The organism is Leclercia sp. W6 (assembly GCF_003336345.1).
GTDB lineage: Bacteria > Pseudomonadota > Gammaproteobacteria > Enterobacterales > Enterobacteriaceae > Enterobacter.
This window is the reverse complement of the sequence record NZ_CP031104.1, coordinates 1,404,976-1,430,722: the sequence shown is the minus strand read 5'-3', so window position 1 is coordinate 1,430,722 and position 25,747 is coordinate 1,404,976. Positions and strand designations below refer to the sequence as shown.

24 protein-coding genes and 1 pseudogene are annotated in these 25,747 nt (G+C 55.0%); 21 read left to right on the top strand and 4 right to left on the bottom strand.

Annotated features, from left to right (window positions below; translation table 11 throughout):
- Positions 1 to 94: 94 nt before the first annotated feature.
- The 12 genes from DVA43_RS06925 (at position 95) to DVA43_RS06870 (ending at position 9,461) form a co-directional block, all read left to right on the top strand.
- Positions 95 to 847: a DUF6651 domain-containing protein gene (locus DVA43_RS06925; RefSeq protein WP_114315052.1), complete on the top strand. Its 753-nt coding sequence runs from the start codon at positions 95 to 97 to the stop codon at positions 845 to 847.
- 19 nt (positions 848 to 866) lie between these two features.
- Entirely contained in the window at positions 867 to 2,003 is a 1,137-nt protein-coding gene (locus DVA43_RS06920; protein WP_114315051.1) for a P22 phage major capsid protein family protein, read from the top strand.
- A 39-nt stretch (positions 2,004 to 2,042) separates the two neighbouring features.
- Complete coding sequence (locus tag DVA43_RS06915; RefSeq protein ID WP_114315050.1) at positions 2,043 to 2,276, top strand: hypothetical protein; 234 nt, start codon at positions 2,043 to 2,045, stop codon at positions 2,274 to 2,276.
- Positions 2,277 to 2,278: 2 nt separating this feature from the next.
- Positions 2,279 to 2,761 (top strand): DnaT-like ssDNA-binding protein, encoded by a 483-nt coding sequence (locus tag DVA43_RS06910; RefSeq protein ID WP_114315049.1) that lies wholly within the window; start codon positions 2,279 to 2,281, stop codon positions 2,759 to 2,761.
- Between the two features lies 1 nt (position 2,762).
- A complete protein-coding gene (locus DVA43_RS06905; RefSeq protein WP_114315048.1) occupies positions 2,763 to 3,116 on the top strand; it encodes a hypothetical protein in 354 nt (117 codons plus the stop codon).
- A gap of 2 nt (positions 3,117 to 3,118) precedes the next feature.
- Positions 3,119 to 3,718, top strand: coding sequence for a hypothetical protein (locus DVA43_RS06900; RefSeq protein WP_114315047.1), 600 nt, complete (start codon positions 3,119 to 3,121; stop codon positions 3,716 to 3,718).
- Positions 3,696 to 4,157 carry a DUF4128 domain-containing protein gene (locus DVA43_RS06895; protein ID WP_246842283.1) on the top strand — a complete coding sequence of 154 codons (462 nt, stop codon included), beginning with the start codon at positions 3,696 to 3,698 and terminating at the stop codon, positions 4,155 to 4,157. Before DVA43_RS06900 ends, DVA43_RS06895 begins: the two co-directional genes overlap by 23 nt.
- Before the next feature lie 46 nt (positions 4,158 to 4,203).
- Positions 4,204 to 5,136: a phage tail tube protein gene (locus DVA43_RS06890; RefSeq protein ID WP_114315045.1), complete on the top strand. Its 933-nt coding sequence runs from the start codon at positions 4,204 to 4,206 to the stop codon at positions 5,134 to 5,136.
- 40 nt (positions 5,137 to 5,176) lie between these two features.
- Positions 5,177 to 5,515: a phage tail assembly chaperone gene (locus DVA43_RS06885; protein WP_114315044.1), complete on the top strand. Its 339-nt coding sequence runs from the start codon at positions 5,177 to 5,179 to the stop codon at positions 5,513 to 5,515.
- 17 nt (positions 5,516 to 5,532) lie between these two features.
- Positions 5,533 to 5,820: a DUF1799 domain-containing protein gene (locus DVA43_RS06880; RefSeq protein ID WP_114315043.1), complete on the top strand. Its 288-nt coding sequence runs from the start codon at positions 5,533 to 5,535 to the stop codon at positions 5,818 to 5,820.
- Positions 5,820 to 8,738 (top strand): phage tail tape measure protein, encoded by a 2,919-nt coding sequence (locus tag DVA43_RS06875; protein ID WP_246842282.1) that lies wholly within the window; start codon positions 5,820 to 5,822, stop codon positions 8,736 to 8,738. The genes DVA43_RS06880 and DVA43_RS06875 overlap by 1 nt, the downstream gene beginning before the upstream one ends.
- A gap of 336 nt (positions 8,739 to 9,074) precedes the next feature.
- Positions 9,075 to 9,461, top strand: a complete 387-nt coding sequence (locus tag DVA43_RS06870) for a hypothetical protein (RefSeq protein WP_127472154.1) — start codon at positions 9,075 to 9,077, stop codon at positions 9,459 to 9,461.
- Positions 9,462 to 9,967: 506 nt separating this feature from the next.
- On the opposite strand, the gene DVA43_RS06865 is transcribed toward DVA43_RS06870, so the two are convergent.
- Entirely contained in the window at positions 9,968 to 10,243 is a 276-nt protein-coding gene (locus tag DVA43_RS06865; RefSeq protein ID WP_114315042.1) for a DUF4236 domain-containing protein, read from the bottom strand.
- 315 nt (positions 10,244 to 10,558) lie between these two features.
- Between DVA43_RS06865 and DVA43_RS06860 the strand changes: the two genes are divergently transcribed.
- The 7 genes from DVA43_RS06860 (at position 10,559) to DVA43_RS25250 (ending at position 21,110) form a co-directional block, all read left to right on the top strand.
- A complete protein-coding gene (locus DVA43_RS06860) occupies positions 10,559 to 10,909 on the top strand; it encodes a phage tail protein (protein WP_114315041.1) in 351 nt (116 codons plus the stop codon).
- On the top strand, positions 10,909 to 11,679 hold the full coding sequence (locus DVA43_RS06855) for a phage minor tail protein L (RefSeq protein WP_168194647.1): 771 nt from the start codon (positions 10,909 to 10,911) through the stop codon (positions 11,677 to 11,679). Before DVA43_RS06860 ends, DVA43_RS06855 begins: the two co-directional genes overlap by 1 nt.
- A gap of 12 nt (positions 11,680 to 11,691) precedes the next feature.
- Positions 11,692 to 12,423: a C40 family peptidase gene (locus DVA43_RS06850; RefSeq protein ID WP_114315039.1), complete on the top strand. Its 732-nt coding sequence runs from the start codon at positions 11,692 to 11,694 to the stop codon at positions 12,421 to 12,423.
- Positions 12,411 to 13,004: a tail assembly protein gene (locus DVA43_RS06845; RefSeq protein WP_114315038.1), complete on the top strand. Its 594-nt coding sequence runs from the start codon at positions 12,411 to 12,413 to the stop codon at positions 13,002 to 13,004. Before DVA43_RS06850 ends, DVA43_RS06845 begins: the two co-directional genes overlap by 13 nt.
- Before the next feature lie 54 nt (positions 13,005 to 13,058).
- A complete protein-coding gene (locus DVA43_RS06840; protein WP_114315037.1) occupies positions 13,059 to 17,993 on the top strand; it encodes a DUF1983 domain-containing protein in 4,935 nt (1,644 codons plus the stop codon).
- 54 nt (positions 17,994 to 18,047) lie between these two features.
- A complete protein-coding gene (locus DVA43_RS25080; protein WP_246842281.1) occupies positions 18,048 to 20,087 on the top strand; it encodes a pyocin knob domain-containing protein in 2,040 nt (679 codons plus the stop codon).
- 891 nt (positions 20,088 to 20,978) lie between these two features.
- The gene (locus DVA43_RS25250; protein ID WP_256387105.1) at positions 20,979 to 21,110 is read left to right on the top strand and encodes a hypothetical protein; all 132 of its coding nucleotides are present in this window, start codon (positions 20,979 to 20,981) and stop codon (positions 21,108 to 21,110) included.
- 122 nt (positions 21,111 to 21,232) lie between these two features.
- Here the strand turns inward: DVA43_RS25250 and arsC are convergent, their stop codons facing one another.
- From arsC to DVA43_RS06820, 3 genes are read right to left on the bottom strand one after another with little or no spacing between them, the layout of a single operon-like run.
- Positions 21,233 to 21,658 carry a glutaredoxin-dependent arsenate reductase gene (gene arsC / locus DVA43_RS06830; RefSeq protein WP_114315036.1) on the bottom strand — a complete coding sequence of 142 codons (426 nt, stop codon included), beginning with the start codon at positions 21,656 to 21,658 and terminating at the stop codon, positions 21,233 to 21,235.
- A 12-nt stretch (positions 21,659 to 21,670) separates the two neighbouring features.
- Positions 21,671 to 22,960 carry an arsenic transporter gene (locus DVA43_RS06825; RefSeq protein ID WP_114315035.1) on the bottom strand — a complete coding sequence of 430 codons (1,290 nt, stop codon included), beginning with the start codon at positions 22,958 to 22,960 and terminating at the stop codon, positions 21,671 to 21,673.
- Positions 22,961 to 23,004: 44 nt separating this feature from the next.
- Entirely contained in the window at positions 23,005 to 23,325 is a 321-nt protein-coding gene (locus tag DVA43_RS06820; protein ID WP_114315034.1) for a transcriptional regulator, read from the bottom strand.
- Between the two features lie 85 nt (positions 23,326 to 23,410).
- Here DVA43_RS06820 and arsH point away from each other — a divergent pair, with 85 nt between their 5' ends.
- Complete coding sequence (gene arsH, locus DVA43_RS06815) at positions 23,411 to 24,109, top strand: arsenical resistance protein ArsH (RefSeq protein WP_114315033.1); 699 nt, start codon at positions 23,411 to 23,413, stop codon at positions 24,107 to 24,109.
- 327 nt (positions 24,110 to 24,436) lie between these two features.
- Positions 24,437 to 25,732 (top strand): annotated as a pseudogene (locus DVA43_RS06810) (MFS transporter); the annotation flags it as partial.
- Between the last annotated feature and the right edge of the window lie 15 nt (positions 25,733 to 25,747).

Sequence of the window (25,747 nt, the reverse complement as noted above, 5' to 3'; positions counted from 1 at the left end):
GGGCGGCCTTTTTTATGCCTGCCGCTGAGCGGATGCGACGCGGTGACCGGGTCGGATGACCCACAACCAATGGCCGGAAGGCTGGAGCAAAACAATGAAACTCAAACTCGATGCTAACGGAAATGTGGTTGTTGAAAACGGTATGCCTGTGTACGTCCATGATGACGGCAAAGAGTTCCCGTTCGATGCAGCCGCAGCGATGACCAAAATTACCTCCCTGAACGGTGAGGCCAAAACCCACCGTGAGGCGAAGGAGGCGGCGGAAGCCAGTCTCGCGAAATTCGCTGGCATCTCCGACCCGACCAAGGCGCTTGAGGCCCTGGAAATGATGACCAAAATCGACCAGAAGAAGCTGATTGACGCTGGCGCCGTTGACCAGGTGAAGGCCGAGATCACCAAGGTTTACCAGCAGCAGCTGGACGAAGCGAACGGCAAGACCAAACAGCTCGAAACCCAGCTCTACGACGAGATGATCGGCGGCCGCTTCGGTGGTTCGAAGTTCATCTCCGAGAAGATGGCGATCCCGGCTGAGTTCGTGCGTTCCCACTTCGGACAGAACTTCAAAATCGAAGATGGCAAGGTCGTGGCTTACGACGGGCAGGGTAATAAGGTGTTTTCCCGTACCAAACCCGGTGAACTGGCTGGCTTCGATGAAGCGCTGGAATCTCTGGTCGAGTTGCATCCGCAGAAAGACTACATCCTCAAAGCGTCCGGCAATAGCGGTGGTGGCTCCCACCAGTCGCAGCATCAGGCCGGGCAGAAAACCATGAAACGCGGTGCGTTTGATGCTCTTGATGGCGCAGGCAAGCAGGCTGCGCTTAGCGACGGCATCAGCATCGTCGATTAATCGAAAGGATATTTAGAATATGAGCAATACGCTTACTGGGTTGATTCCTACTCTGTACACCGCACTGAACCGCGTATCCCGCGAGCAAGTGGGCTTCATCCCTGCCGTGGCGCGCAACGCGAAAGCTGATGCTGCGGCTAAAGACCAGACCGTCACCGCGCCGGTGGCACCAAAAACCACCACCGTCGATATCACCCCTGCAGCGACCGCACCGAACGATGGCGATCAGAACATCGGTACCGTGGATGTCAAAATCACCAAATCCAAAATGGCCCCGGTCAAATGGAACGGTGAAGAACAGCTGGCTATCGGGCCGTCAGGTAATTACGACGTCATCCTGGCTGACCAGTTTTCCCAGGCCTTCCGTGCGCTGAGCAATGAGATGGACGCTGACCTGGCGGCGCTGTACTACAAATCATCCCGTGCAGTGGGCGCGCCGAAGGATACCCCGTTCAGCATCAAAGACGACCTGTCTGATGCGGCGCTGGCTCGCCAGATTCTGGTTGATAACGGTGCGCCAACTACCGACCTGCGTATGGTGCTGGGCGGTGAGGCGATGGCCTCCATTCGTGGTAAGCAGTCCGTGCTGTTCAAAGCGAATGAAGCCGGAACCGACCAGCTATTGCGCGAAGGCATCATCGGTCGCGTGATGGGCTTCAACCTACATGAATCCGCCAACATCAAGCGCACCGCGAAAAGCACCGCTGCTGGCTATAAGGTCAACGGCGCGAAGAAAGAAGGCGACATCATCGTTGCTATCTCTGCAGGTACTGGTGGGATTGCAGTCGGCACCGCAGTGAAATTCGACGGTGACGACAATCAGTATCTGGTGGTGGCCGCTACCTCTTCCAGCATCACCATTGCTGCACCGGGCCTGCGTCAGGATTTGGCAGACCAGGCAGCCGTCACCGTGCTGAGCGAGTTTGCGCCAAACATGGCGTTCGACCGCAACGCATTCCTGCTGGCGTGCCGCACCCCGGCAATGCCAAAAGGCGGCGACACCGCCGACGATGTGATGAACGTGACCGACCCGGTATCCGGCATCACCTTCCAGATCGCGCTGTATCGCCAGTACCGTCAGGTGCGTTATGAAGTTGGTGTGGCGTGGGGCGTTGCAGCCGTGCAGCCTGAGCATTCCACCATCATCATGGGTTAACCAATGGGGCTTCGGCCCCTTTGTGATTCAGGAGGCCCAATGGCCGGATTAACTAAAGAGCAGCGCGCGCAGCGTGAGGCTGAAAAGCTTGCTGCGCAGAACGATGTTGAACATGCTCCTACCCAGCAGGACCAGCAGCAGGAACAGCCTGGCATTGAGCTGGTGGCCATGGTGCGTGACGTGCCAGAGTTCCCCGGCGGCCCGCTGAGCGCTGAGGTTCACCCTGACGAAGTGGATAACTGGCTGGCGCTGGACTGGCGTCTGGAGGAATAACCATGCTGGTTGCCGATCCCCATTCGCCCGATTTCAACACTTACGCCAGCGTCGTTGACCTGCGCGCGTTCGCGGCAGGGCGCGGATATACCGTTCCTGCCGATGACGACGAGTGCAGCATGTTGTTGATGCAGGCAATGGACTATCTGGAAGGGAAGGCATGGCGCGGCCAACGTTCAAGCGCCTCACAGCCGCTGTCGTGGCCGCGTGCAGGCGTGCGCTTCGATGGCGTTGACCTGCCGGATGACTTCATCCCGCAGCGCCTGGTTGACGCGCAATGCCGCCTGGCTATCGAATCGCAGGAGATTGATCTCACGCCGTCGGTTGCTGGTGGCGGGGCGGTGGTCATGGAGCGCGTCGAGGGCGCGGTGACAGTGCAGTACGAACCGGGCACGAACAAGGCCGCGCCGTCATTCCCCTGGCTCTATTCCTCGCTGCGCGGGCTGGTGGTGGGCGGCAATCAAATCCGTATCGAAAGGGGGTGATATGTCAATCGACTACCGTCGCATGCGCGCGACCGCAACCCGGCTACTGACCGAGAATGGGAAGGCTTATCAGCTTACCCGCGGAGGCGGCACGATCCGCGACCAGTTCGGGAAGGAAGTCACCACCCCGGCCATTACCGCGACCGTAACCGGCGTTATCACCGAATACTCCTCCCGCGAAATCGACGGCTCCCTGATCGCCACCGGCGATAAGAATCTGGTGGCCACGTTCGAAACGGAAGTGCGCATCGATGACCGCATCGAAATCGACGGCAAAAAGTGGCGGGTGGTGCAGCCGAATCCGGTTAAGCCTGCCGATATGGTGATCTCCTACAACATCCAGCTGAGGGCGTAACTATGGCCGGATCTGTTAATCAACCGTTCCTGGCTGCCATTCAGTTGTTCGTGGATAGTTCAAAGCAGGAGATGGACGAAGTGGTCCGCCGGACGGGTATTAAAATCCTCGGACGCCTAGTCGAAATGTCCCCGGTAGGCCAGCCTGATATCTGGCAGGTCAACCAGACTGCGACAGCCTATAACACTGCGGTGCGGGAGCATAACGCGACCCTGCGTGATGACCCGGCCAACCTGACCAAATCAGGACGTCTTAAGCGTGGCCTGCGAGTTAACGACTCGATGGACATCAAAAAGCCTGATGGCTATGTCGGCGGGCGCTTCAAGAACAACTGGTATGTGGGTTTTGATAGCCAGCCGACCCAGTCCAATGATACGCCGGACGCCTCAGGTCAGGGCTCAAACTCACGCGGCCTGGCGGTGCTCGAGGTATTCCGGGTAGGGCAGGTCAGCTCGATTTACTTCACCAATAACCTGCCGTATGCACAGGCGCTGGAGAACGGGCACTCCGGTCAGGCCCCTGGCGGCATGGTGGGCATCACTGCGCTGGATGCCGCGCAGCTGTTCCGTGAGGCAATGAGTGAGGTGCGCAATGGCCAGTGACCAGTCAATACGGATCGCTGACCTGCTGGAAGGTCGTGTAGCGGTTATCTGCTCCTCGCTCGGGCTGCCTGTGGCATGGCCGAACATCGCGTTTACTCCCCCGGATAATGCGCCTTATGGGCGCGTTTATGTCTTGCCTGCACAAACCGTGGGGCAGGATCTTGAAGGCCAGTTGCGTACGTACCAAGGCATTCTCCAGCTCAACATCATTGCCCCTGCTGGAAGTGGCGTGACTCAGGCCAGGCGGCTGGCAAAATCGGTCGCTGACGCCTTCCCCGAAGGTTTGCCGCTAGTGGATGGTGATCTGACTGTGTACATCAACGGGCCGCCGCAGGTGCGCACGCCGATACAGGATCGCCCGACATCTGCACCAAACGGCAGTAGCGGCTCCATCACCTACACTACCCCTGTCAGCATGCAGTACCGCGCTGATTACTGACCCGCCACCCGGCGGGTTTTTTATTTCCTCAATTCAGGAGAATGCAATGGCATTCGCAATCCCTAACGGGTCACGTGTGAACGTGGCCAAGGCCTATCTTGCGCCGATTGTCTTCACTGCAGCCTCCAACGCGACGGAATGCGAACTGACCGTTGCCTCGGCTGCCGGGATCCTCGCGGGCGACGTGGTCCAGGTAAGCTCTGGCTGGCTCAAGCTCGATAATATGGTGCTGCGCGTTAAATCGGTGACCGGCACCAAAATTGTGCTGGAAGCCTTCGATACCACCGACACCAAGAAATTCCCGGCGGGCATCGGCGCGGGTACTCTGCGAAAAGTCGATTCGTGGATCACCATGCCGCAGGTCATGACGCTGTCCACTGAGGGTGGTGACCAGCAGACCATCAGCGTGCAGTTCCTGGAAGATGATAAGGCCCGTACCATCCCGACGTTCAAAAATGCCGTGGTTCAGGTCTACACCTTCGCGCATGACCCGCAACTGGCGATCTACAAACGCCTGATTGACCTGGACGACTCCAGCGACACCACGGCGGTGTGGTTCCATAACCCGCGTGGCAAAGCGGATCGTTATTACTCCGCCAGAGTCTCATTCCAGCGTGTGCCGCGTACAGAAATCAACTCCGTGGAAAGCAATGAAACGCGTATGAACTTCGAGTCGGATATGCAGATTTACCCGATCGCTGATTCCTCTGCTATGCCGCTGGCATTCCTGACTAACCTGCCGGGCACCAAGTCTGCAGCTGTTGGCTCAGCGCTGGACCTGGCTGTAGTTATGCAGGGCGGCTCAGCGCCTTACACCTACGTGTGGAAGAAAGGCGGCACGGCAATCCCAGGCAAAACCGCTTCGACGTTCAACATCCCATCTGTCGCATCCGGTGATGCCGGTTCATACACCTGCGACGTTACAGACGCCGCTGGCAAAACCCTTTCCTCTGCTGCGTGCACCGTCACCGTCAGTTAACCTCCAGGCCCGGTTCGCCGGGCCATTCTGAGATGAATCAATGACCCAATTTTCCCTGATCCCGAACCCAACGTTTCCCGCTACCGCCAGTATCCCGCAAGCCGGTAAAGAGGACGGCAAACTGAGCTTTACCTTCCGCCACAAGACGCTTGAAGAGCTACGCGTGATGGACGAGAAGCTGCAAAAAAAGGCCGATGGCAAAAAGGCTCCTATTGAGCCACAGGCCGATTACCTTATGGAAATCGTCGAAGGCTGGGCGCTGCAGGACGAGTTTACCCGCGGTAATGTGGTCATCCTCCTGCAGAACTATCCGCGAGCGTTCGACAGCATCGGTCTGGCCTACACCAAAGAGCTGATGGGCATTCGCGAAAAAAACTGAGGCAGGTCGCCGCAGCGATGTATACACCGGGACCGACACTTGCGGAGTTAGCCGCTTTTGGTTTAACGCCTGAGGACGTGGAGGAAGAGGTGGGGATCCTGCCATCCATATGGGAGGCCTTTACCGTCTTCTCCGCACTGGCGACTCAATGGCGCGTCGGCGCGAGCGGTGCGACCGGTCTTGATTACAACGTTCTCCCCTGGGTGTTTCAGTTGCACGGGGTCGAGGATGCGGCGGCCTGCATGGCTGATATTCGAATCATGGAAAGCGAGGCTCTCAAAGTGATGCATAAGGAGACGGCCTGATGAGTGACCAAATCGCCTCGATCACATTGCGCGCTGACGTATCCGATCTGAAAACGGCCAGCAATGAACTGGATAAACTCGGTGAAGCTGCGGCGGGTGCTGTAGGCAAAGCGGATGACCTTAACAGCGTATTCCGCGCTGGCGCTGAGTCTGCGAAGCAGGGCAGTGAAGGTATTAAAGAGCAGCAGGCTGCTCTGAAAGGGCTGCTGGAGAACATCGACCCGGTAAACAAGGCGCTTAACCGGCTGGATGAACAGCAGGCTGCGCTTCGTAACTTCCAGACCAAAGGCTTCCTGGATACCGACGATTTTCAGCACTACAACAAAATCCTCGACGACACGCGGCTTAAGCTGACGGATACTGGTGAAGCGGCAGCCAGGGCGCAAGCTGAACTGGCAGCGACCCAGGCCGCCGAGAAGCAGTCCGCCGCGCTGAAGAACCTGCTGGGCTCCATCGACCCGACTATCCGCGCGTTCAACTCGCTGGATGAGCAGCACGCGCAGCTGGTGGCCCATTTCGAGTCAGGGCGCATCAATGGCGTGCAGTTCGAGCACTTCAACACCATCCTCAGCCAGACGCGGGAGCGGCTTTCATCTGTCGCCAGTGCTCTACCTGATGCCCTATCGAGACAGGAGATTGCAGCTCAGCGTGCGGGTATTTCAGTGGGGCAGTACAGCGCCGCGTTGCGCATGCTCCCGGCGCAGTTTACCGATATCGCTACGCAGCTGGCTGGTGGGCAATCCCCGTTCCTGATCCTGCTCCAGCAGGGTGGACAGATTAAAGACTCCTTCGGCGGGTTTGGGGCCATGTTCCAGGCCCTGAAAGATGCCCTGTTTGGGTTCAACGAAGAATGCAAAGAAACCTCAGAGACTGCGGACAATATCAATGATGCGGCGGAGGGGCTCAACAACACCTCTGAAGCAGCTGAGAAACTCGGTAGGGCTGGTGGGCTGCTTAACGGCTTTAACCTTGCCATTGCAGGAACAGCTGCAGTGCTCGCTGTTCTGGCGGGGGCCGCATACAGTTCATCCCAGCAGTTTGATACCGTCGCCCGATCGCTCATCTCGATGGGCGGCGCTGGCTTTTCTTCCATGGTGCAGCTTAATGATGCGGCGAGTGAGGTTGCCGGCAATGCAGGATCTTCGCTGGCGGACGCCGTGGATATATTGGTTAAGCTCAACGATACGGGCAAATACACCGACGTTCAGATGAAGAAAGTGGCCAGCGCGATACTGGCTATGGGAGATGCTGGGCTTGATACCAAAGCAGCACTTGCTGACTTTTCACGTCTCGCGAGCGATCCCGTTAAGGCGCTGGCCAGCATAAACCAGCATTATGGCTTCGTTGATGAAGCCATGATGAAGCACATCATCATCCTCGAAAAAACGAAGGGAAAAACAGCCGCGGCAAACGAAGCGATTACGCTGTTCGCCAACACCATGGAGGATCGCAGTAATAAAATTGTAGAGGCTACCGATAATATCGGGCAGGCCTGGCAGGGGTTAAAGGCTTTTGCGTCTGATTCCTTTGGGCAGATTGGGATCACGGTCCGCGCCTGGGGAAGCCAGATACTGGATATTTTTGATCTGGTTAAGGCATCGATAAAGGATCTCTTTCTCAATATCACTTCGCTGGATGCCAAATTTACCGGGACATTAGCTGGCTGGGCTGAAAAAATACCCGGCGGCGGTGCAATAACTGAGTTCCTCGGCATGGATGTTGAGGCTATGAAAAAGGCCGGGACTGAAGCTGACAAAGAGATTGCGGCGAACAAAAAACGCTACGATGAACTCTGGAAGCGGGTTACTGCGCCTAACGCACAGGCAAACTATGAAGCTGAAGCGCGAGGAGCCAACGTTAAAGGGGAGGGAGGCACGAGCCGCGAATCAAGGGATGCGGTAACAAAACTTGCCGAGGACTCTGCCAAAAAGACCAAAGAGGCAAGAGCTACGCTGGATGCTGGCGATCGCACCCTGGAGAACTACCGCGCCCAGGCCAGAACCCTAACGGAAACGCTCGAAACGCTGCGTCAGACGGGAGATGTTCACGCCAAAAATACCGAGTTCAGCAAACAGCAATCTCATTTTGCCGAGCTGGACGAGGCTGCTAAGTCTCGCGCTCTGAGCGCACAGGAGAAATCTCTTCTATCGAACCGTGAGGCCATCCTCAACGCCGCCAAAGTTGTGGATCAGAAAAATAAGGAAGTTGAGGCCCAGCAGAAGATTAACGGGCTGGCGCAGCAGGCAAACAAATATGTCACCCAGATGGCTGAAAAAACCGATGCATTGCGTGATAGCGCCGGGTTAAGTAGTCGTCAAACGCAGCGCCTGATGGAAGAAGCTCAGCTTCGACAGGGATGGCTGAATGGCGGTGGCAAGCTTGAAGATGCTAGTTATGAAAAAGAGCTGGCAGCACTTCGCAATTACTACGCCGAAGAGGATAAGCTGCGCGGTGACTGGAAAGCTGGTGCAGTAAGCGGCTGGAATGAGTATCTGGACGCCGCCACAAATACCTACGATGCCGTAAAGAATGTTGCCAGCTCCACGCTAACAGGACTGAGCGACATGCTGACCGAGCTTATGACAACAGGCAAAGCATCGGTTAAAGAGTTCGGGAAATCGATGCTCAAGATGATCCTGGATGTGACGAACCGCCTCATGGTTGCCTATTCAGTACAGGCTGCGATGGGGTGGGTAAGTGGGGGATCAGGAGGTGGCAACACACCTGGTGGAGCATACGCGAACGCAGCTGCAGGTTTAACATTTAACGCTAAAGGCGGAGTATATGAATCTCCGGGCCTCAGTAAGTATGTGAATGGCGTGTACGATACACCTCAGTATTTCACATTCCAGGGGCCTCTAAGTTTGCCAAGGGGGGTGTCTTCGCTGAGGCTGGCGCTGAGGCAATCATGCCGCTGACGCGTGATTCCGCTGGCCGGCTTGGTGTCAGGGCACAGGGTGGGGGTGGTGCGCAGCCGCAGGTCAACATAGATATTTATGTGGATAATAAGGGCAATGCATCATCTAACACGTCTGGGGATGGCAGCGCTGCAGCGCGGGCGTTAGGGAAAGAAATAGAAACTAAGGTAACGGAGATCCTTGTGAGGGCTGCTCGAAGCGATGGCCTTCTTGGCAGGCAGTTCCAGAGCAAGTGACCCTAGGTTGTGATCCTGAGATGGCAATATCACGCGCGCCTGGTTACAGCAATGCATCCCCTGGTTATCATGTTTAAAACATACTAATCAGGGGATGATAGTGCTTAAAAAAATATTTATGAAAATTCTCAAGACTGTTGGGATGCTTATTCTTCTCATCATTGTGGTCGGTATTGCTGCTGTACTTAATAAGCCGTCCGAAGCAGAAAAGAAGCAGAAAGAGGCCAAAGAACTTTCTGATGCGAAACTGGATCAGCTTCGTGAATCCTGTGATGCTTACGTTAAAAAATCAGTCCTTAACAAAAGCACCCTGAATATGTCTGCGTTTGGTGCAAAAAGGTTGCTGGGTAATGACGGGAAGTTTTACGCAACACAGGAGTTTAGCGCCAAGAACAAATTCGGCCTTGAGCAGAAATTCAGAGCTGTATGCGTCGAAGATAAAGACGGTAAAACTGATTACCGACTTGAAGAATTGAGCGGAAGTTAAACATAACTGACCATAACCACCAAGTCCTGGCCGGACTTCAATAACAGCCCACTCAGATGGGCTACATGTTCTTGCAACCATGCCCAATCACACATGACTGTCTGATTGTAGTAATGCGTTCAGCTGCTTTTTCAGTTATGTAATCCTGCGCCAAACCAGCGCAAATTGTGACAATCAACACGATTAGCCAAACCCGGTTCATGTGACCCTCTGAACAAATATGAAGCGATAGTGCAGGGCTGCTCTGTGGAGGCTTGATAACCTACTCAGATGTGCTTTTGATATTAAAAGGGCGACCGAAGCCGCCCAACTGTTAGTAGCAAGTGCCGCCCGCGTGATGCGAACCAGTTCCACCATGCGGATGTGTACCTTTCGGGCAGGCCATTGAGTTAGTGGTCATCAAGCCGAATGCTACTACCAGTAACAGTGCTAGTACTTTTTTCATTTGTTAATCCTTACCAATATTAATGTAATGCGATGTTTATGCAGGTTATTGTAATAAGAATTTATGAAGTAAAAACTTTGTAAATCACAAATAAAATAAATAAGCAAATAAGATTGCTAATTATGCTGCTGCCTTTCTTATTAGCAGATTTTTTCCCTGAAGTACCGGCAGTGTATGAAATTCCAGTGCCAGGGATGCCAAGCGTTGTTTTTACGCCTCTACTGCTGATATTTGTGGTACAGCCGCTTTTACCGATTGATGTGCTTACGCCGCTTTTGCTGATATTTATAGCGAGTCCGGGAGCAATTCGGATTCGTTTGCGAAATCTAAACCCCATTGGAAACTCCTTTAATTAAAGATGCGATGGGGCAGGGCCGCTCTGTGGCAGCTTATAACTCCATGTTAGATTTTGACATATCAAAGGGTGTCTTAGCTAATCTTAGTTGATTGAAAAGCGAGCAGTTGATTTGAATGGCGCGCAATATTACAGCAATCTATTAAGAAGCACATTGTCATCTGGGCTCTTAAATTTGTCGCTGTGGTGCTACACCTTCCGAATGAGTTCATGCAGAACCGACTAACAACCAAGCCCAGTCCGGGGCTTTCAACCACCCCAAGCCTCGCTAATGCGGGGCTTTTTTATGGAGCAAACATGGCAGTCGAAACCTACAGCTGGCGCTCGCAGCTCGGCGCTGGCCCTGTTGAATACAGCCAGACGGTGCGTACGGCGCAGTTTGGCGATGGCTATGAGCAGGTTGCCGAGAACGGCATCAACTCCACCGCGATCCAGGTGCCGATGAAACATACCGGCACTGAGACAGAGGTAAACGCAGTGCGCGATTTCCTTCTGGCTCATACCGTGAAGGCCTTCATCATTACGCCGCCGGGCGAAGAGAAGGGAATGTATCGCGTTGTCGCCGACTCTGTTCGCAAAAACCAGATCAGCAGCAAATTCGCAGAGCTGACGTTCACTATTAAACGGGCCTACGGGGTATACGCATAATGGCACTTGTTGATCAGGCGGCGAAGCTGGCGCCAGGTGGCAGGGTCCGCCTAGTCGAAGTGGATGCCTCAGAGTTCAGCGGCGGGATCCACCGCTTTCACTACAGCCCGTTTCCCCATTCACCTGCCGAGATAGACGCGGCGAAAGGCGACGAGGCCAGGCTGGGGCCGAAGCCCATCATCTGGGATGGCAACGCCTACGAGTTCTGGCCCTTCCAGATTGCCGACCTGGCGCTTTCAACGGATCAGGCCGCCGAGCCAAAGCTCAGCGTGTCTAACCTCGACGGCCATATCACTGCGCTGTGTCTCCAGTTTAAAGACATGGTGAATGCAAAGGTAAGCATCATTGACACCTACGCGGTTTACCTGGATGCGGTGAACTTCCCGGGCGGTGTTAATCCGACAGCAGACCCGACGATGTTCTCCCTACAGACCTTCTGGCTGGACACCAAAACCTCTGAAGATGACGAGATGGTGTCCTGGTCGCTCAGTAGCCCGGCAGACCTGCAGAACCTGGTTATACCCACCCGGCAGATCACCTCTCTCTGCGAATGGGCACTGCGCGGACAATACCGCAGCGGTGACGGCTGCACCTACAACGGCACGGCATATTTCGATGCGAAGGGTAATGCGGTAGCTGACCCGGCGTTTGATGTATGCGGGGGTTGCCTCAGTGACTGCCGCAAGCGTTTCGGCGCCGGGCTGGCAGAACCGAACACTGCCGTTCTTGATTTCGGCGGCTACCCGGCGACAGTTCTCTTCACCCGATAACCGGATATACCCATGAACAAAATCATTATGACGGCGATCCGGGCGCATGCGCTGGAGGAATCCCCACGCGAGTGCTGCGGCTTCGTCATTCAGTCAGGACGGCGCCAGCGCTACATCCCGGTGCCGAACAGCCACGAAAACCCGACCGAGCATTTCAGAATCGATGGTCTGCACTGGGCGAACGCCGAGGACGCAGGAACCATTATCCGCGTCATTCACTCCCACCCGGGCGATGGCGCACGACCTATTCCGTCTGACCTCGATCGCCAGCAGTGTAATAACTCTGGTGTGGTCTGGGGCATTTACGCGCCGGACTGCGATGAATACGCAGAGATAACACCGGACGCCATCCCGCTGATTGGCCGCCCGTTCCTCCTTGGCTCGCACGACTGCTGGGGCCTGGTCATGGACTGGCACGCCATACAGGGCGTCACGCTGAACGATTTCCGCGTGGATTATCCGTGGTGGGAAAGCCAGTACCCCGACAACCTCTATTTCGATAACTGGGAGTGTGAGGGGTTTGTCGAATGCGACCCCGCGCCCGGGTGCATGGTGATCATGCAGGTCGAGTCGGACAAGTGGAACCACGCGGGGATCATCACCGAAGAGGGCGAGCTGCTGCACCACCTGTACGGCCAGCCATCCTGCATCACGCCTTATGCCCGTGGATATTTTAAAGACCGGACGATGATCTGCGTTCGGCACAAAGACCTGCCGCAGGAGATTAAGCCATGGCGCGCTTAACCACGATTCGATTGTATGGCGCGCTGGGTGCCCGGTTTGGCCGCGTTCACCGGCTGGCGGTGCAGACGTCAGCGGAAGCGGTAAAGGCGCTGTGCATCAACCTAGACGGGCTGGAAAGCTTTCTCATGAATGCCAAAAAAAACGGCATGACGTTCGCGGTGTTTCGCGGCAGACGCAACATCGGCGAACAGGATTTCAAGGAGTTGGGTGGTGACAGTGATATCCGCATCGCGCCTGTGCTTGAAGGGGCGAAAAAGGCAGGTTTATTCCAGACGATCCTTGGCGCAGTGATGGTAGTGGCGGGCATCGTAGTGTCTGGCCTCTCTGCTGGCTGGGCCAGTCCGGTCGGTAGCGCCATGATTTCTGCTGGTATCGGCATGGCTGCGGGCGGTATCTACCAGATGCTCTCGCCGCAGCCCAAAGGCCTTCAGGGGCGTGATGACCCCGACAATAAGCCCAGCTATGCCTTCGGCGGCGCAGTGAACACCCTGGCGATGGGCAACCCGGTCGCGCTGCTGTATGGCGAGCGCGAAATTGGCGGCGCCATAATCAGTGCGGGGATCGTGGCCGAGGACATCTGAAAATTTCTTACTCTTCAATTAGCACCCAATCGGGTGCTTTTTTATGGATGCAATATGGCAACGATTACTGGTGCAAAAGGCGGCAGTCAGAAGCAGCACACGCCTGTTGAACACCCCGATTCCGCGCAGTCGATGGCGCGCTGCCGTATGCTGCTGGCGCTCGGTGAAGGCGAGTTTGCTGGTGGACTGGATGCTACCCGGATTTTCCTTGACGGCACGCCGCTGGGCAACGCCGACGGCTCGATGAACTTCGAGAATGTCTCCTGGGACTTTCGTCCGGGCACGCAGACGCAGTCGCCGATCCCCGGGTTCCCCGCCGTAGAGAACGAGACCAGCATTGGTGTGTCGCTGACGAAGGTCACTCCCTGGACCCGGGCCATCAGTAATACCCAGATTGACGCAGTGCTGGTGCGTATCGGCATTACCGGTCTGCAGCAGCAGGAAAATGATGGCGATATCGTCGGCACTTCCGTCACTTATCATATCGATGTGGCGGTAGATGGCGGGGCATACAGCACCGTGCTCACCAAAACCGTAACCGAAAAGCTCAGCTCGCTGTACGAGCTGACCCACCGCATCAATCTGCCGAAGGCAAACACCGGCTGGCAGATCCGCGTGGTTCGTGATACCGCCGACAGCACCAGCCAGATGCTACAGAACAAAACGCAGGTGCAGGCCATCACAGAGGTGATCGACGCGCGCCTGCGCTATCCGCATACCGCGCTGCTGTATGTGTCGTTCAACGCAAAATCCTTCAACAACATCCCGAAGATATCCTGCAAGCCAAAAGGGCGGATTATCCGCATCCCGCAGAACTATGATCCGGTTAGCCGGGTTTATAACGGCACCTGGGATGGGACATTCAAATGGGGCTGGTCGAATAACCCGGCGTGGATCTGGTTCGATGTACTCACGGAGCCGCGCTTTGGCCTGGGTCGTCGGGTAACGGCAGCCATGCTGGATAAGTGGGAGCTGTACCGTATAGCCCAGCGCTGTGACCAGAAGGTGCCCGATGGCAAGGGCGGCACCGGTACCGAGCCGCGCTTCCTGTTTGACGTCTATATCCAGTCGCAGGCCGATGCCTGGCAGGTGATTAAGGATATCGCCGCTGGCTTCAACGGTATGACGTTCTGGGGCAACAACATGTTCAATGTTGTCTCGGACATGCCGGCAGACACGACGAAACTGCAGATCCTCACCCGCGCCTCGGTCGTCGGTAAGCCGAACTATTCCAGCGGCAGCGAGAAGAACCGCTACAGTTCGGCGCTGATTAACTTCAGCGACCCGGACAACCACTACCAGGATCGCACCACTGCGGTGATGTTTCCTGACCTGGTGAAGCAGTTCAAATTCAAGCAGACGCAGCTGACTGCCATTGGCTGTACGCGTGAGAGTGAGGCGCAGCGCCGCGGCGGGTGGGCGGTATACTCCAACTATCTCGATCGCCTGATCACGCTGCAAACCGGGCTGGATGGCTTTGCCTATGTTCCCGGCACCGTATTCGCTTTTGCGGATGAACGCTTTTCCGGGCGTGTGTACGGTGGGCGCGTTGTGAGTTACAACGCCGGGCTTAAAGCCGTTACAACCGATCGCGGGACCAGCGCCGTCCCGGGCGACACGCTGATGATCCGCACACAGGGCGGCATTGTGGAAAACCGGGTCATTCAGGCGGTCAACGGCACGCAGTTAATCGTGGCCACGGCGTTTTCCTCTGCGCCAGCGCCAGATGCCGTTTTCGTTATCGATGCCGGACAGCTGCGCCTGCAGTATTTCCGTGTGATGAACCTGACATTCAACGACGAGGAGAACACCTACACCATTGCCGGCGCGGAATACAATGCGTCCAAATATGATGCAGTTGACCACAACGCGCGGCTAGATATCCCACCGATCAGCCTCATCCCAACTGGGGTTGTCTCGCAGCCCGGCAATATTGTGGTGTCGAGTTATGAGTCGGTGCGTCAGGGCCAGCGCATAGCGACGCTGACGGCATCCTGGGATGTACCGCTCGATAAAGCCGGTAAGCCTCAGGCCGATGTGATCGCTTATCAGGCTCAGTGGCGCAGAAATGAGAGTGAGTGGGTGAATGTTCCGCAAACCGGGCTTCGAAACATTGAAGTGCCGGGGATCTTCGAAGGCGATTATCTTGTGCGTGTTCGGGCGATTAACGCCGGAGGCGCTTCCAGCCTGTGGGCAACATCAGTACTGACTCATCTCAAGGGCCGTGCCGGTGATGTACCTAAGCCAGTCAATTTCCGCACAACACCACTGCTCTGGGGTGTACAGCTGGACTGGGATTTTCCTGCAGGCACCGGCGATACCCTGCAGACTGAAATTCAGTATTCCACCGTTTCAACGGGCGCGAATCCCATGCTGCTGGCTGGCGTGCCGTATCCACAGCAAATATACCAGCAGCTTGGTCTAAAGGCCGGGGTGGGGTTCTGGTACCGGGCGCGGCTTGTTGATCGCACTGGCAACCAGTCGGCATGGACGGACTGGATTCAGGGCAGTAGCAGCTCAAACGCTGCTGATTATTTGGTAGACATTGATAACCAGATTAAGCAAACGGACGCGTATAAGGAACTTACCGAAGATATCCAGGACCTGACTGACGACATTCAGTCGGCGCGTGATGACATCAAGATGGTGACGACTGAGTCGGCGGCGACGAAAACAGGCCTCGCGCAGGAGGTGGCTGACCGTAAGAAAGCCATCACCGACGAGGCAACGGCTCGCGGGCAGGCGCTGCTGACCGAGAAAAACGAGCGCGTCGCGGATATCAGCAACGTCAACCAGACGATTCAGACCACCTCTGACTCACTGGCGCAGCAGATCGCGCAGATTTCGGCGGGTACCGGTTCGCAGTTCGATCCTGCCAAAATCTGGTACTTCGATTCGACAGTGGAGGGCTGGACCGGGAACGGAACTCCCACAATCGTTGACGGGTGGATTCGCCCGGCTAACCATGCCACCGATCCGTGGGTGGCATCACCGGGTTCACTGGCTATCAACTCCTCGTCCTATCGCTTCGTTAAACTCCGCATCAGGAAATTCGGTGCTCCGGGCTGGACGGGGCAGTTACGGTGGCGTGGTACAGGTGGTTTCAACGACACCAACATGTTCACCGTCGCCGAGCCTGCCTATGACGCGAACGGTATCGCCACGGTGGAGTTCGACAATATCCCGTGGCTGACCGAAACCACAATGAATCAGTTCAGACTGGACCTGTCCACCAAACAGGACGCGACGAACTATTACCTGATTGACTGGGTGGCGGTGGGACGGCCAACGCCTGGGGCAGGGATGGCGGCGCTGCAGCAGGAGACGACTGCCCGTGTCACTGGTGACCAAGCGGAAGCCACGGCCCGTGAGACGCTGGCGACGCAGATCCGGGGCGGCTATACCGGTGACGACCCGTCAAAACTGGCATCGGGCCTGCTGTACACCGAACGCCAGGCGCGCATTACGGCGCAGGAAGCGGAGGTGACAGAGCGGAAGAAGCTGGAATCGACCGTAAACGACAACCATGCCGCTGTGACCCAGGAACTGGCAACGCTGACAACTGAGCAGGAGGCTCAGGCCACCACGCTTTCGGGCCTGCAGACTACCGTCGGCAAAAACTCCGGCGCTATTACGCGCATCGATAAAGCCGTTGCTGATAACGACAAGGCGCAGACCACCGCGCTGGCGGCGGTTAAGGCTACGACTGACCAGAACACAGCAGACATCAGCACTGAAACCACGGCCCGCACGGATGGTGACAGCGCGCTTGGCCGCCGCATCGACAGTCTGAAAGTTGATGTTGACGGCAACACGGCCAGCAGGGATGCCGGTATTGTCGGCAACGTCACCAATGCGCTCGCCAACTTCATGGCATTCTCGGATCAGCGCGTCACGTTTGCCGTTGCCGATACGAAAGCAATGGCCGAGATAACCGACGTGCGGAAAACATCAGCGGATGCCACCAGTGCCCTGGCGGAGCAGGTCACCACGCTTAAAGCGACTGTTGAAACCAATGGCCAGACCAACGCGGCTGCGATCACCCGCATCGATCGGACGGTTGCGGATCTGGAGAGCGCCACAGCGACCAGCATTCAGCAGGTGACGGCGTCGATTGGGCAAACCAACGCCAATGTCCAGACTACCAGCCAGGCTGTTGCTGATATCAACGGCAAGTTGAGTGCGCAGTGGGGTGTTAAAGTCCAGGTGGAGGCGAACGGCATCAAACGCATCGCGGGTATTCAGCTGGGCATTGATGCCACTGGCTCCTCTAACTTCCTCGTCAGCGCTGATACGTTCGCAGTTTATAACCCGACGACGACCGGGCAGGAACTGGTGTTTGCGGCGACCGGCGGGCAGATGTTTTTGCGATCGGTGTTTATCCAAGATGGCTCGATTGATAACACCAAAATCGGCAATTACATCCAGTCCAGTACGTGGGATGGAACCGGCAATGTCGGATGGCATATCAACAAATCCGGGTATGCAGTGTTTAACAACGTGACCGTGCGAGGGACGGTTTATGCAACCGATGGAAGTTTTAAAGGAAGAGTTGAGGCGACAAGCGGGAGCTTCAAAGGGGCGGTGGAAGCTACGTCATTCGTCGGAGACGTTGCCAATCTGGGGGTTGCTGCTGATGTTACTGCATCAGGCGCCGCCAACGCATATAGTGCGATTGCCTTTACTGATTCCTCATCTTCGGCACTGACTAAGTCGGCACTGCTTGAGGCGCTTATTTATATTTCCTCCTCCACCGCCACCACTGTAAATATTGCTCTCAACATCAACAATAATGTCCGTGATTTTGGCTCTGTCAGCGTTCCTTCCGGGACGGGAGGGCTATGGATGCCTGTGCGCCACGCTGTGCGAGGCATTACTGACAATGTCGTTGTGGCAACTATTACGGTGATTGGCACTGGCACGGTAAGTAAGCGTATTTCCGCTCCGACATTAACCATAACCCGCGGTACCGGTTCCTTCTCTTTCTAACTCAAATCCTCATACCCCGCCGAGCCGGGGTTTTTCATTTTAAGGACATCACGAATGGCCACGATTGATGACAATTTAGCAAAAGCCGTTACGGAAGCATTGCGCCAGGCGCAAATCGATATATCCAATCAGGATAAATTACTGGTGGGCCCGGGCGATGTGACCCTTACGCGGGCAGACGGTACTACAGCCACCGGCCCGTCATGGCCGAAGATGTCATCAGTCGTTAATGCGGCGGTGCAGTGGCGTGGGGCGTTACCATCAGGAGCAAACCTCAACAATTATGGTCCTACATCAGCTTATTCTGGCTCATGGGGTCAGGGTTCATCAACAGGCGCAACAATTGCCAATGGATTCCCAGAAGATAGTGCTGTCGGGGTGCTGGAAGTAATTCAAGGTGGTCAGTTTGGCTGCACTCAGCGCTACACTGTTAGATCTGGAAATATTTACATCCGGTCGCTTACTGGATCATGGAACGGCACAGATGGGCCATGGGGCGCATGGTTGCCAGTGGGGTTCAGTTCGATGCCAGGCTATTTCACTGGCGATATGAATGTGCTGGTAACTCCTGGGATCTGGTCGATTACATCCGCTGTCACCAATGGGCCGATCCCTGACGGGCAAACAGCAACGCCTACTGGAATTTGCACCGTTGAACTACGGTCAAGCACAAACTCAGTGGTTCAGACATTCAAATCAGTTGTCACCAATGCAGCCTTTATTAACCGGACGTGGACGCGCACCCTCTCAGGCACTACATGGTCGAACTGGGATCTGCAAGGCAAAGGGGCGCTGGCTGATGTGGGTATCGGTTCGCCAATAGCCATGCTTCCCGCTCTGGACTGGCAGACGTTTAACTTTGTTCCTGGCGCTCAACATGTTTGCCTGCCATCTAACCAAACCAATATTCCATCAGGCCTGGCTTATGCTGGCACATCATCGCCTACCAATATCAATGTTCTTGGCGGTCGTGCCGGCACTACAGCGCTGGTGATGCTGGTTACTCAATTCACGCAATCGGCATCAGGAAAAAGTTATTTCATTGTTATGTCCGGCGTAGCAGGTAGCCGCACATTTGCTGTTTATGAAAACTTCACATCCGCCAGCGTAATTCCGGTGGCTAATGGCGGTACAGGCGGGAATACGCAGGCCACAGCCCGCACTGGCCTCGGCCTCAAATCAGCTGCGATCTATGATGTTTACGACAGCAACATGGTTTTCCAGAGTGAGCGCAAGGTAGCGATGCAGGCGATCAGCGATTATCGCGGAATAACCGCCTATGCTGGCATTCTTAATTTTCCTCAGGGCCTCAGCGGCGGTGTCTCGCTTGGCGGGCATCTGCCGCAATCCGGGCTTGGAGCTTCGGATCTTGTCGGACAGCTTGTCTGCGTTCCGTGGGTAGATGCTTCAGGTAACAACGGCGCATTCAAGATTTCCGCGCGCGGCAATAAAGTATGGTTCACGGGCACGGACACAAATGACTTCTTTTCCAGAGCATATGCCTTCAGGACGGAAGCAAACACCGCTGTTGACGGTAACGGGTTTATAAAAACAGCATCGCCAATTGTGAATGTTTATGGTGATGGTTCGGTCGTTACAAATGATGAGTCAGAAGGCTGCACAGTGACCCGCATTGCTGTCGGGCAGTACCTGATTGAAGGGTGTCTTGGTCTCAATTCAGATGCGGCCTGGGGAGGTATCGATGGTGGATTTGAGATACCGCTGGATCGCAATAAGCAGCCGAAGGTATGGCTTGATTATGAGGTTAACCCTGACGGATCGGTGATGGTTAAAACCTATCACCGGGAGCATGCCGGCGCGCCTAAATTTGCACGGAACATTATTGAGGGCGTGGCAGACGGCGATCCTGTAGATATCCCGGCGGGCCAGTTTATCTCTGTTCGTGTTGAGATGCCGATGGACAGCATCTGGAACCAGCAGCAGGAGAAGGCAAGGATTCGCAACGAGGAGGCGCTGGCCCAGGCAGTGCTGGAAGCAAAATTGAAGGCGGAGGCAGAAGCTGAGGCCGAAAGGCTGAAAGCAGAGGAAGAGGAGCCGGATGATCCAGCAGAACAGCCAGATGTTCAGCAGTAATTATCAATAGGCATAGCTGCCGATTTCTTCGCTGATCGCTCACCTCTTACCTACCAAGTAATACAGGTGCTGAAGTAAAAATTTCCTGACCCTAGTGACACTAGAAAAATACGTTCTAAGATTCCTTAAGAGCAAATCTGAGAACATGGAGTTTCTTATGACGATGGCTATTCTGGCTGGTTTAACCGCGCTTATGATTCCTTCTGGGCTTATCTATATTTTGAGACAGTTGATGAGCGCCTGGTGTGACCCGGAACGTCATTAGGGTTGTGAACCTATTCCTGAAGCAGCTGAAGAGCAAAAAAGCCCGTACGGGAACGGGCACAAATCCCTTAGTTTTGTTATCAATCCCGCGTTCAGGACGCAGGTAAGTAACATATCGGCAGCATTAGCTATTACTTTAACAGCGCGACTTAAGACATTTCGACTGGCTCAACTGCGCAGGAAGAAGCGGGAAGGGCAGGTCAGACAGTGAGCGATAAAAGGATGTTAAGAAGTGTTGCAATGATTCGCTATGAGCTCTATAAAAATATTATGATTTTAGTGCAGCCAGCGGCCAGGGAGCGTCGTATCTGTTATGAAATTCATCTGTCCTGTTTGTAGCAGCAACCGGTTCTTTTTCACCACCTTCAATCCCGTGCACAACCAGCCACACGGAGCGGTATGTTCTGTATGTGGTACCCGGCTTACCACCCGCTCCATCATTCCAAAGCCACGGAAAAGGCGATGGCCTAAGCAGGTGGTTTAGATCTTCCTCCGATAGTTGCTACAGCCCTTAGAGCCATTCAGGCCCAATCCGAAACCTATCACATATTGATTTCATCAAAATCGGTTAACCAAGGGCAGGTTCTGCTGATCCTTAATGGCTGACAGACACAATTTGCACGATTCATGGGGAAAGCGTTAATCACTGATGACGGCGAGGCGATCGAGGGGCCAGCGGCGGAAGAGGTCGAAGTTATGGGCAGGGTGACGTACTTCATCAACAGCGTCGATAGTGATGGTGATAAGTGCCCGGTGTAAGAAGCGATGCGTAGTTAGGGGGGATCAGATGATACTCCCTAATGAGTTTAAATGTCCGCTATGAACGAAAAGCGGACGCCCGCAAAACGTAAACAGGCGCCCGATATTTTGAAGTGGGCAGATTACTTAACCCGCTTCCCCGTTTCGTCAATGACCTTCTCGCCATCCTCTTTGGTAAACGCTCCTTTCTGGCTTTCCGGTAGAATATCCAGCACTATTTCTGAAGGGCGGCAAAGACGAGTGCCAAGCGGCGTAACGACAATCGGCCGATTAATCAGGATCGGATGTTGAAGCATGAAATCAATCAACTGCTCATCACTAAATTTCTCTTCATCAAGTCCCAGTTGCTCATAAGGCTCAACATTCTTACGCAGCAATGCACGTACCGTAATTCCCATATCTGAAATAAGTTTAATAAGCTCATCGTGGGTCGGGGGCGTATCGAGATAATAAATTATCGTCGGTTTGTTGCCGCTGTTACGGATCATCTCCAGCGTGTTGCGTGAGGTGCCACAGGCCGGGTTGTGATAGATGGTAATGTTGCTCATATCAGTATCTCATTACAAAGTGACAGAGAGCCGCCACGCCAGCGCGGCCAGAGTGACAAACAGCACCGGCACAGTCATGACAATGCCGGTACGGAAGTAATATCCCCAGGTTATCTTTATATTTTTCCGGGCAAGCACATGCAGCCACAGCAGGGTTGCCAGACTGCCAATCGGGGTGATTTTCGGGCCTAAATCGCAGCCAATCACATTGGCATAAACCATTGCCTCTTTGACGACGCCGGTCGCCGTACTCCCGTCAATCGAGAGCGCGCCAATCAGTACCGTCGGCATATTGTTCATCACCGATGAGAGAAATGCCGTCAGGAAGCCGGTGCCGAACGTCGCTGCCCATAACCCTTTGTCTGCCAGAAGATTTAACACGCCCGACAGATACTCCGTGAGCCCTGCATTGCGCAGGCCATAGACCACCAGGTACATGCCGAGCGAGAAAATAACGATCTGCCATGGCGCACCGCGCAGGACTTTCCCGGTGTTGATGGCATGGCCTCTTTTCGCCACCACAAACAGCACTGCTGCGCCAGCCGCCGCTATCGCACTGACCGGGATCCCCAGCGGCTCCAGGACAAAGAAACCGACAAGCAGCAATAAGAGGACAATCCAGCCCGCCCTGACGGTTGCCGGATCCTTGATCGCACTGGCAGGCGTCTTCAGCAGCGAAACGTCATACGTGGCCGGAATATCCCTGCGGAAGAAGAGATGCAACATGACCAGGGTGGCCGCAATCGCTGCCACATCCACAGGGATCATAACGGAGGCGTACTGCGTAAAGCCCAGACCGAAAAAGTCCGCCGAGACGATATTCACCAGGTTAGAAACAATGAGCGGCAGGCTGGCCGTATCTGCGATAAATCCTGCGGCCATGACAAAGGCCAGAGTCGTGCCCTGGCTGAACCCCAGTGCAAGCAGCATCGCAATCACAATCGGCGTCAGGATCAGCGCGGCGCCGTCATTGGCAAACAACGCAGCAACAGCGGCACCGAGCAACACTATCCAGGTAAACAGCAGGCGGCCACGTCCGTTACCCCAGCGGGAGACGTGTAGTGCAGCCCATTCAAAGAAGCCGGACTCATCGAGCAGCAGGCTGATGATGATGACTGCAATAAATGCTGCTGTCGCGTTCCAGACGATATTCCAGACAACGGGAATATCAGCGACATGGATGACACCGGCTCCCAGCGCCAGCACAGCCCCGATACTCGCGCTCCAGCCAATACTCAGGCCTCTGGGTTGCCAGATCACCAGTACCAGCGTCAGTAAAAATATACTCCCTGCCAAAAGCATCTCAGACTCCGTTATATATGATTATGTAAATGTGTTTTTCTTTCTCAGCAGGAGGTGCAGGCTGATTTATCCAGCCATTCACGTACTTCCTCCCGCATACACTGCCAGGACGTAGTGATTGTCTCAGCTGCCCATGCCGGTATGTGGGGTGACAGGCGATAATGGATCCATTTGCCTTCACGACGGTCAAGAACCAGCCCGGCTTCGCGCAGGATAGCCATATGTCGCGAGATTTTGGGCTGCGATTCGGAGGTGACCGCACAGATATCGCAGACGCACAGTTCTCCGGACTCCCGGAGAAGCATGACGATGGCGAGCCGAGTTTCATCCGACAGGATTTTGAAAAGCTGAACAGGTTGTAGCATTTTTCTCTCCGTTCCCTTTAGAATACACATATGTTAAATCATATATAATGATTTTAAAATCACCTGTTCTCTCCGGAGGAGAAAAATGGAACAATTTCCTGCCCTGAATACTGAATGCTTTGATCAACACATTGCTGAACGCCTGCACCTGCAGGAGCCGCCACGGATTCTGATCCTGTATGGTTCAGTAAGAGAGCGCTCCTACAGCCGTTTTGCCGCGGAAGAAGCTGGTCGCCTGCTGGCGGCGATGGGCGCGGAGGTAAAACTCTTTAACCCCTCCGGTTTACCCCTGCCGGATGATGCGCCGGACACGCACCCTAAAGTCACCGAGCTACGCGGTCTGGTCAGATGGTGTGACGGGATGGTGTGGAGTTCTCCGGAGCGGCACGGGGCTATGAGCGCAGTTATGAAGGCGCAGATTGACTGGATACCATTAAGTGAAGGCGCGGTTCGTCCTTCGCAGGGCAAAACACTTGCGGTAATGCAGGTCTGCGGTGGTTCCCAGTCCTTCAATGCAGTGAACCAGATGCGTATTCTGGGCCGCTGGATGCGGATGTTTACGATCCCCAACCAGTCTTCCGTAGCCAGGGCATGGCAAGAGTTCGACGAAAACGGCCGAATGAAACCTTCGTCATGGTATGACCGCATCGTCGATGTAGCCGAGGAGCTGTTTAAAATCACACTGCTGCTTAAGGGACAAACCGGTTATCTTGCGGATCGTTACAGCGAGCGAAAAGAGAGCCATCAGGAGCTTTCATCCCGTGTCAATCAGGACAAAATATAACGTCTGTTCTTCGTGAATCCATACTGCATGAGCTTAACAACGTCCGCTATTGGCACATAGCGGTCTGCGGTAAAGGAAGCATTGCGCACCCTGAAAATATACAACGGATCGGTAAAGATACTGCCAGGGAGTTTCGCCTCGTCAAAGAAGGGTGGGATTTCTCGAAGGAATTATGCAAAGAAATTCTTTGGGGCATGGGTGGGGCATAAAAGTACCGCAGGTGATATGCAAAAGAACAAATGGATGCATTTCACGAGCGGCAAGTTACTGTTAAATACTCAGGAATTAAGGATAATCCCACAAAGACCCTTTACAGCGCTTTAAATCATGGACTTCCAGCTTTATTCGCTGGGCGCGGCATTAGTCTTTCACGAGATCTTCTTCCCGGAACAGTCGGCGGCGATGGCGCTGATTCTGGCGATGGGTACCTATGGGGCGGGCTATATTGCCCGTATCGTTGGCGCCTTTGTCTTCGGCAAAATGGGTGACCGCGTCGGACGCAAGAAGGTACTGTTTATCACCATTACCATGATGGGGATCTGTACCACGCTGATTGGTGTGCTGCCAACCTATGCACAAATTGGCATTTTCGCGCCGGTGCTGCTGGTGACGCTGCGTATTATCCAGGGGCTGGGCGCAGGGGCGGAGATCTCCGGTGCGGGCACGATGCTGGCGGAATATGCACCGAAAGGGAAACGCGGCATCATCTCTTCACTGGTGGCGATGGGCACTAACTGCGGCACCCTGAGCGCCACGGCGATCTGGGCAGTGATGTTCTTTGCCCTCGACCGCGAACAGCTGCTGGCCTGGGGATGGCGCGTGCCGTTCCTGGCAAGCGTGGTGGTGATGATCTTTGCCATCTGGCTGCGTATGAACCTCAAGGAGAGCCCGGTATTTGAGCAGGTTAATACCGACGATGCGCCTGTTCAGGCTGCGGTTGAAGAAAATACCCTGGGTGGGATGCTGAAAAGCAAATCCTTCTGGCTGGCGACCGGTCTGCGCTTAGGTCAGGCGGGTAACTCCGGCCTGATCCAGACCTTCCTCGCCGGGTATCTGGTCCAGACGCTGCTGTTTGATAAGGCTATTCCGACCGACGCCCTGATGATCAGCTCTATTCTCGGCTTTATTACTATCCCGCTGTTGGGCTGGTTGTCCGATAAATATGGTCGTCGTCTGCCTTACATTCTGCTGAGCATTTCCGCCATTATTCTGGCCTACCCGATGCTGTCGATTATTGTCGACAAGTCGTACAGCCCTGGCGTGATCATGACCTCGATTATTGTTATACATAACTTCGCGGTGCTGGGACTGTTCGCCCTGGAAAACATCACCATGGCCGAGATGTTTGGTTCCCGTAACCGCTTCACCCGGATGGCAATTTCAAAAGAGGCGGGTGGTCTGATTGCGGTTGGTTTTGGTCCGGTCCTGGCAGGGATCTTCTGCAACATGACCGGCTCCTGGTGGCCAATCGTGGCGATGGTGGTGGTTTACTCCTTCATCGGCCTGATCTCAGCCCTGCTGATGCCAGAGGTATGTGACCGCGATCTGAGTACGCTGGAAGATGCTGCAGACGATAAAGCTGCCGCGCTAAAGATTCACGGTAAACATCGCGCCATCTCGTAATGACTGATGACTCCT

Excerpts from the sequence above, each read along its gene's own strand:
- DVA43_RS06925 (WP_114315052.1), top strand. The coding sequence starts at position 95 with ATGAAACTCAAACTCGATGCTAACGGAAATGTGGTTGTTGAAAACGGT.
- DVA43_RS06920 (WP_114315051.1), top strand. The coding sequence starts at position 867 with ATGAGCAATACGCTTACTGGGTTGATTCCTACTCTGTACACCGCACTG.
- DVA43_RS06915 (WP_114315050.1), top strand. The coding sequence starts at position 2,043 with ATGGCCGGATTAACTAAAGAGCAGCGCGCGCAGCGTGAGGCTGAAAAG.
- DVA43_RS06910 (WP_114315049.1), top strand. The coding sequence starts at position 2,279 with ATGCTGGTTGCCGATCCCCATTCGCCCGATTTCAACACTTACGCCAGC.
- DVA43_RS06905 (WP_114315048.1), top strand. The coding sequence starts at position 2,763 with ATGTCAATCGACTACCGTCGCATGCGCGCGACCGCAACCCGGCTACTG.
- DVA43_RS06900 (WP_114315047.1), top strand. The coding sequence starts at position 3,119 with ATGGCCGGATCTGTTAATCAACCGTTCCTGGCTGCCATTCAGTTGTTC.
- DVA43_RS06890 (WP_114315045.1), top strand. The coding sequence starts at position 4,204 with ATGGCATTCGCAATCCCTAACGGGTCACGTGTGAACGTGGCCAAGGCC.
- DVA43_RS06885 (WP_114315044.1), top strand. The coding sequence starts at position 5,177 with ATGACCCAATTTTCCCTGATCCCGAACCCAACGTTTCCCGCTACCGCC.
- DVA43_RS06880 (WP_114315043.1), top strand. The coding sequence starts at position 5,533 with ATGTATACACCGGGACCGACACTTGCGGAGTTAGCCGCTTTTGGTTTA.
- DVA43_RS06875 (WP_246842282.1), top strand. The coding sequence starts at position 5,820 with ATGAGTGACCAAATCGCCTCGATCACATTGCGCGCTGACGTATCCGAT.
- DVA43_RS06865 (WP_114315042.1), bottom strand. The coding sequence starts at position 10,243 with ATGGGGTTTAGATTTCGCAAACGAATCCGAATTGCTCCCGGACTCGCT.
- DVA43_RS06860 (WP_114315041.1), top strand. The coding sequence starts at position 10,559 with ATGGCAGTCGAAACCTACAGCTGGCGCTCGCAGCTCGGCGCTGGCCCT.
- DVA43_RS06855 (WP_168194647.1), top strand. The coding sequence starts at position 10,909 with ATGGCACTTGTTGATCAGGCGGCGAAGCTGGCGCCAGGTGGCAGGGTC.
- DVA43_RS06850 (WP_114315039.1), top strand. The coding sequence starts at position 11,692 with ATGAACAAAATCATTATGACGGCGATCCGGGCGCATGCGCTGGAGGAA.
- DVA43_RS06845 (WP_114315038.1), top strand. The coding sequence starts at position 12,411 with ATGGCGCGCTTAACCACGATTCGATTGTATGGCGCGCTGGGTGCCCGG.
- DVA43_RS06840 (WP_114315037.1), top strand. The coding sequence starts at position 13,059 with ATGGCAACGATTACTGGTGCAAAAGGCGGCAGTCAGAAGCAGCACACG.
- DVA43_RS25080 (WP_246842281.1), top strand. The coding sequence starts at position 18,048 with ATGGCCACGATTGATGACAATTTAGCAAAAGCCGTTACGGAAGCATTG.
- DVA43_RS25250 (WP_256387105.1), top strand. The coding sequence starts at position 20,979 with ATGGGGAAAGCGTTAATCACTGATGACGGCGAGGCGATCGAGGGGCCA.
- arsC (WP_114315036.1), bottom strand. The coding sequence starts at position 21,658 with ATGAGCAACATTACCATCTATCACAACCCGGCCTGTGGCACCTCACGC.
- DVA43_RS06825 (WP_114315035.1), bottom strand. The coding sequence starts at position 22,960 with ATGCTTTTGGCAGGGAGTATATTTTTACTGACGCTGGTACTGGTGATC.
- DVA43_RS06820 (WP_114315034.1), bottom strand. The coding sequence starts at position 23,325 with ATGCTACAACCTGTTCAGCTTTTCAAAATCCTGTCGGATGAAACTCGG.
- arsH (WP_114315033.1), top strand. The coding sequence starts at position 23,411 with ATGGAACAATTTCCTGCCCTGAATACTGAATGCTTTGATCAACACATT.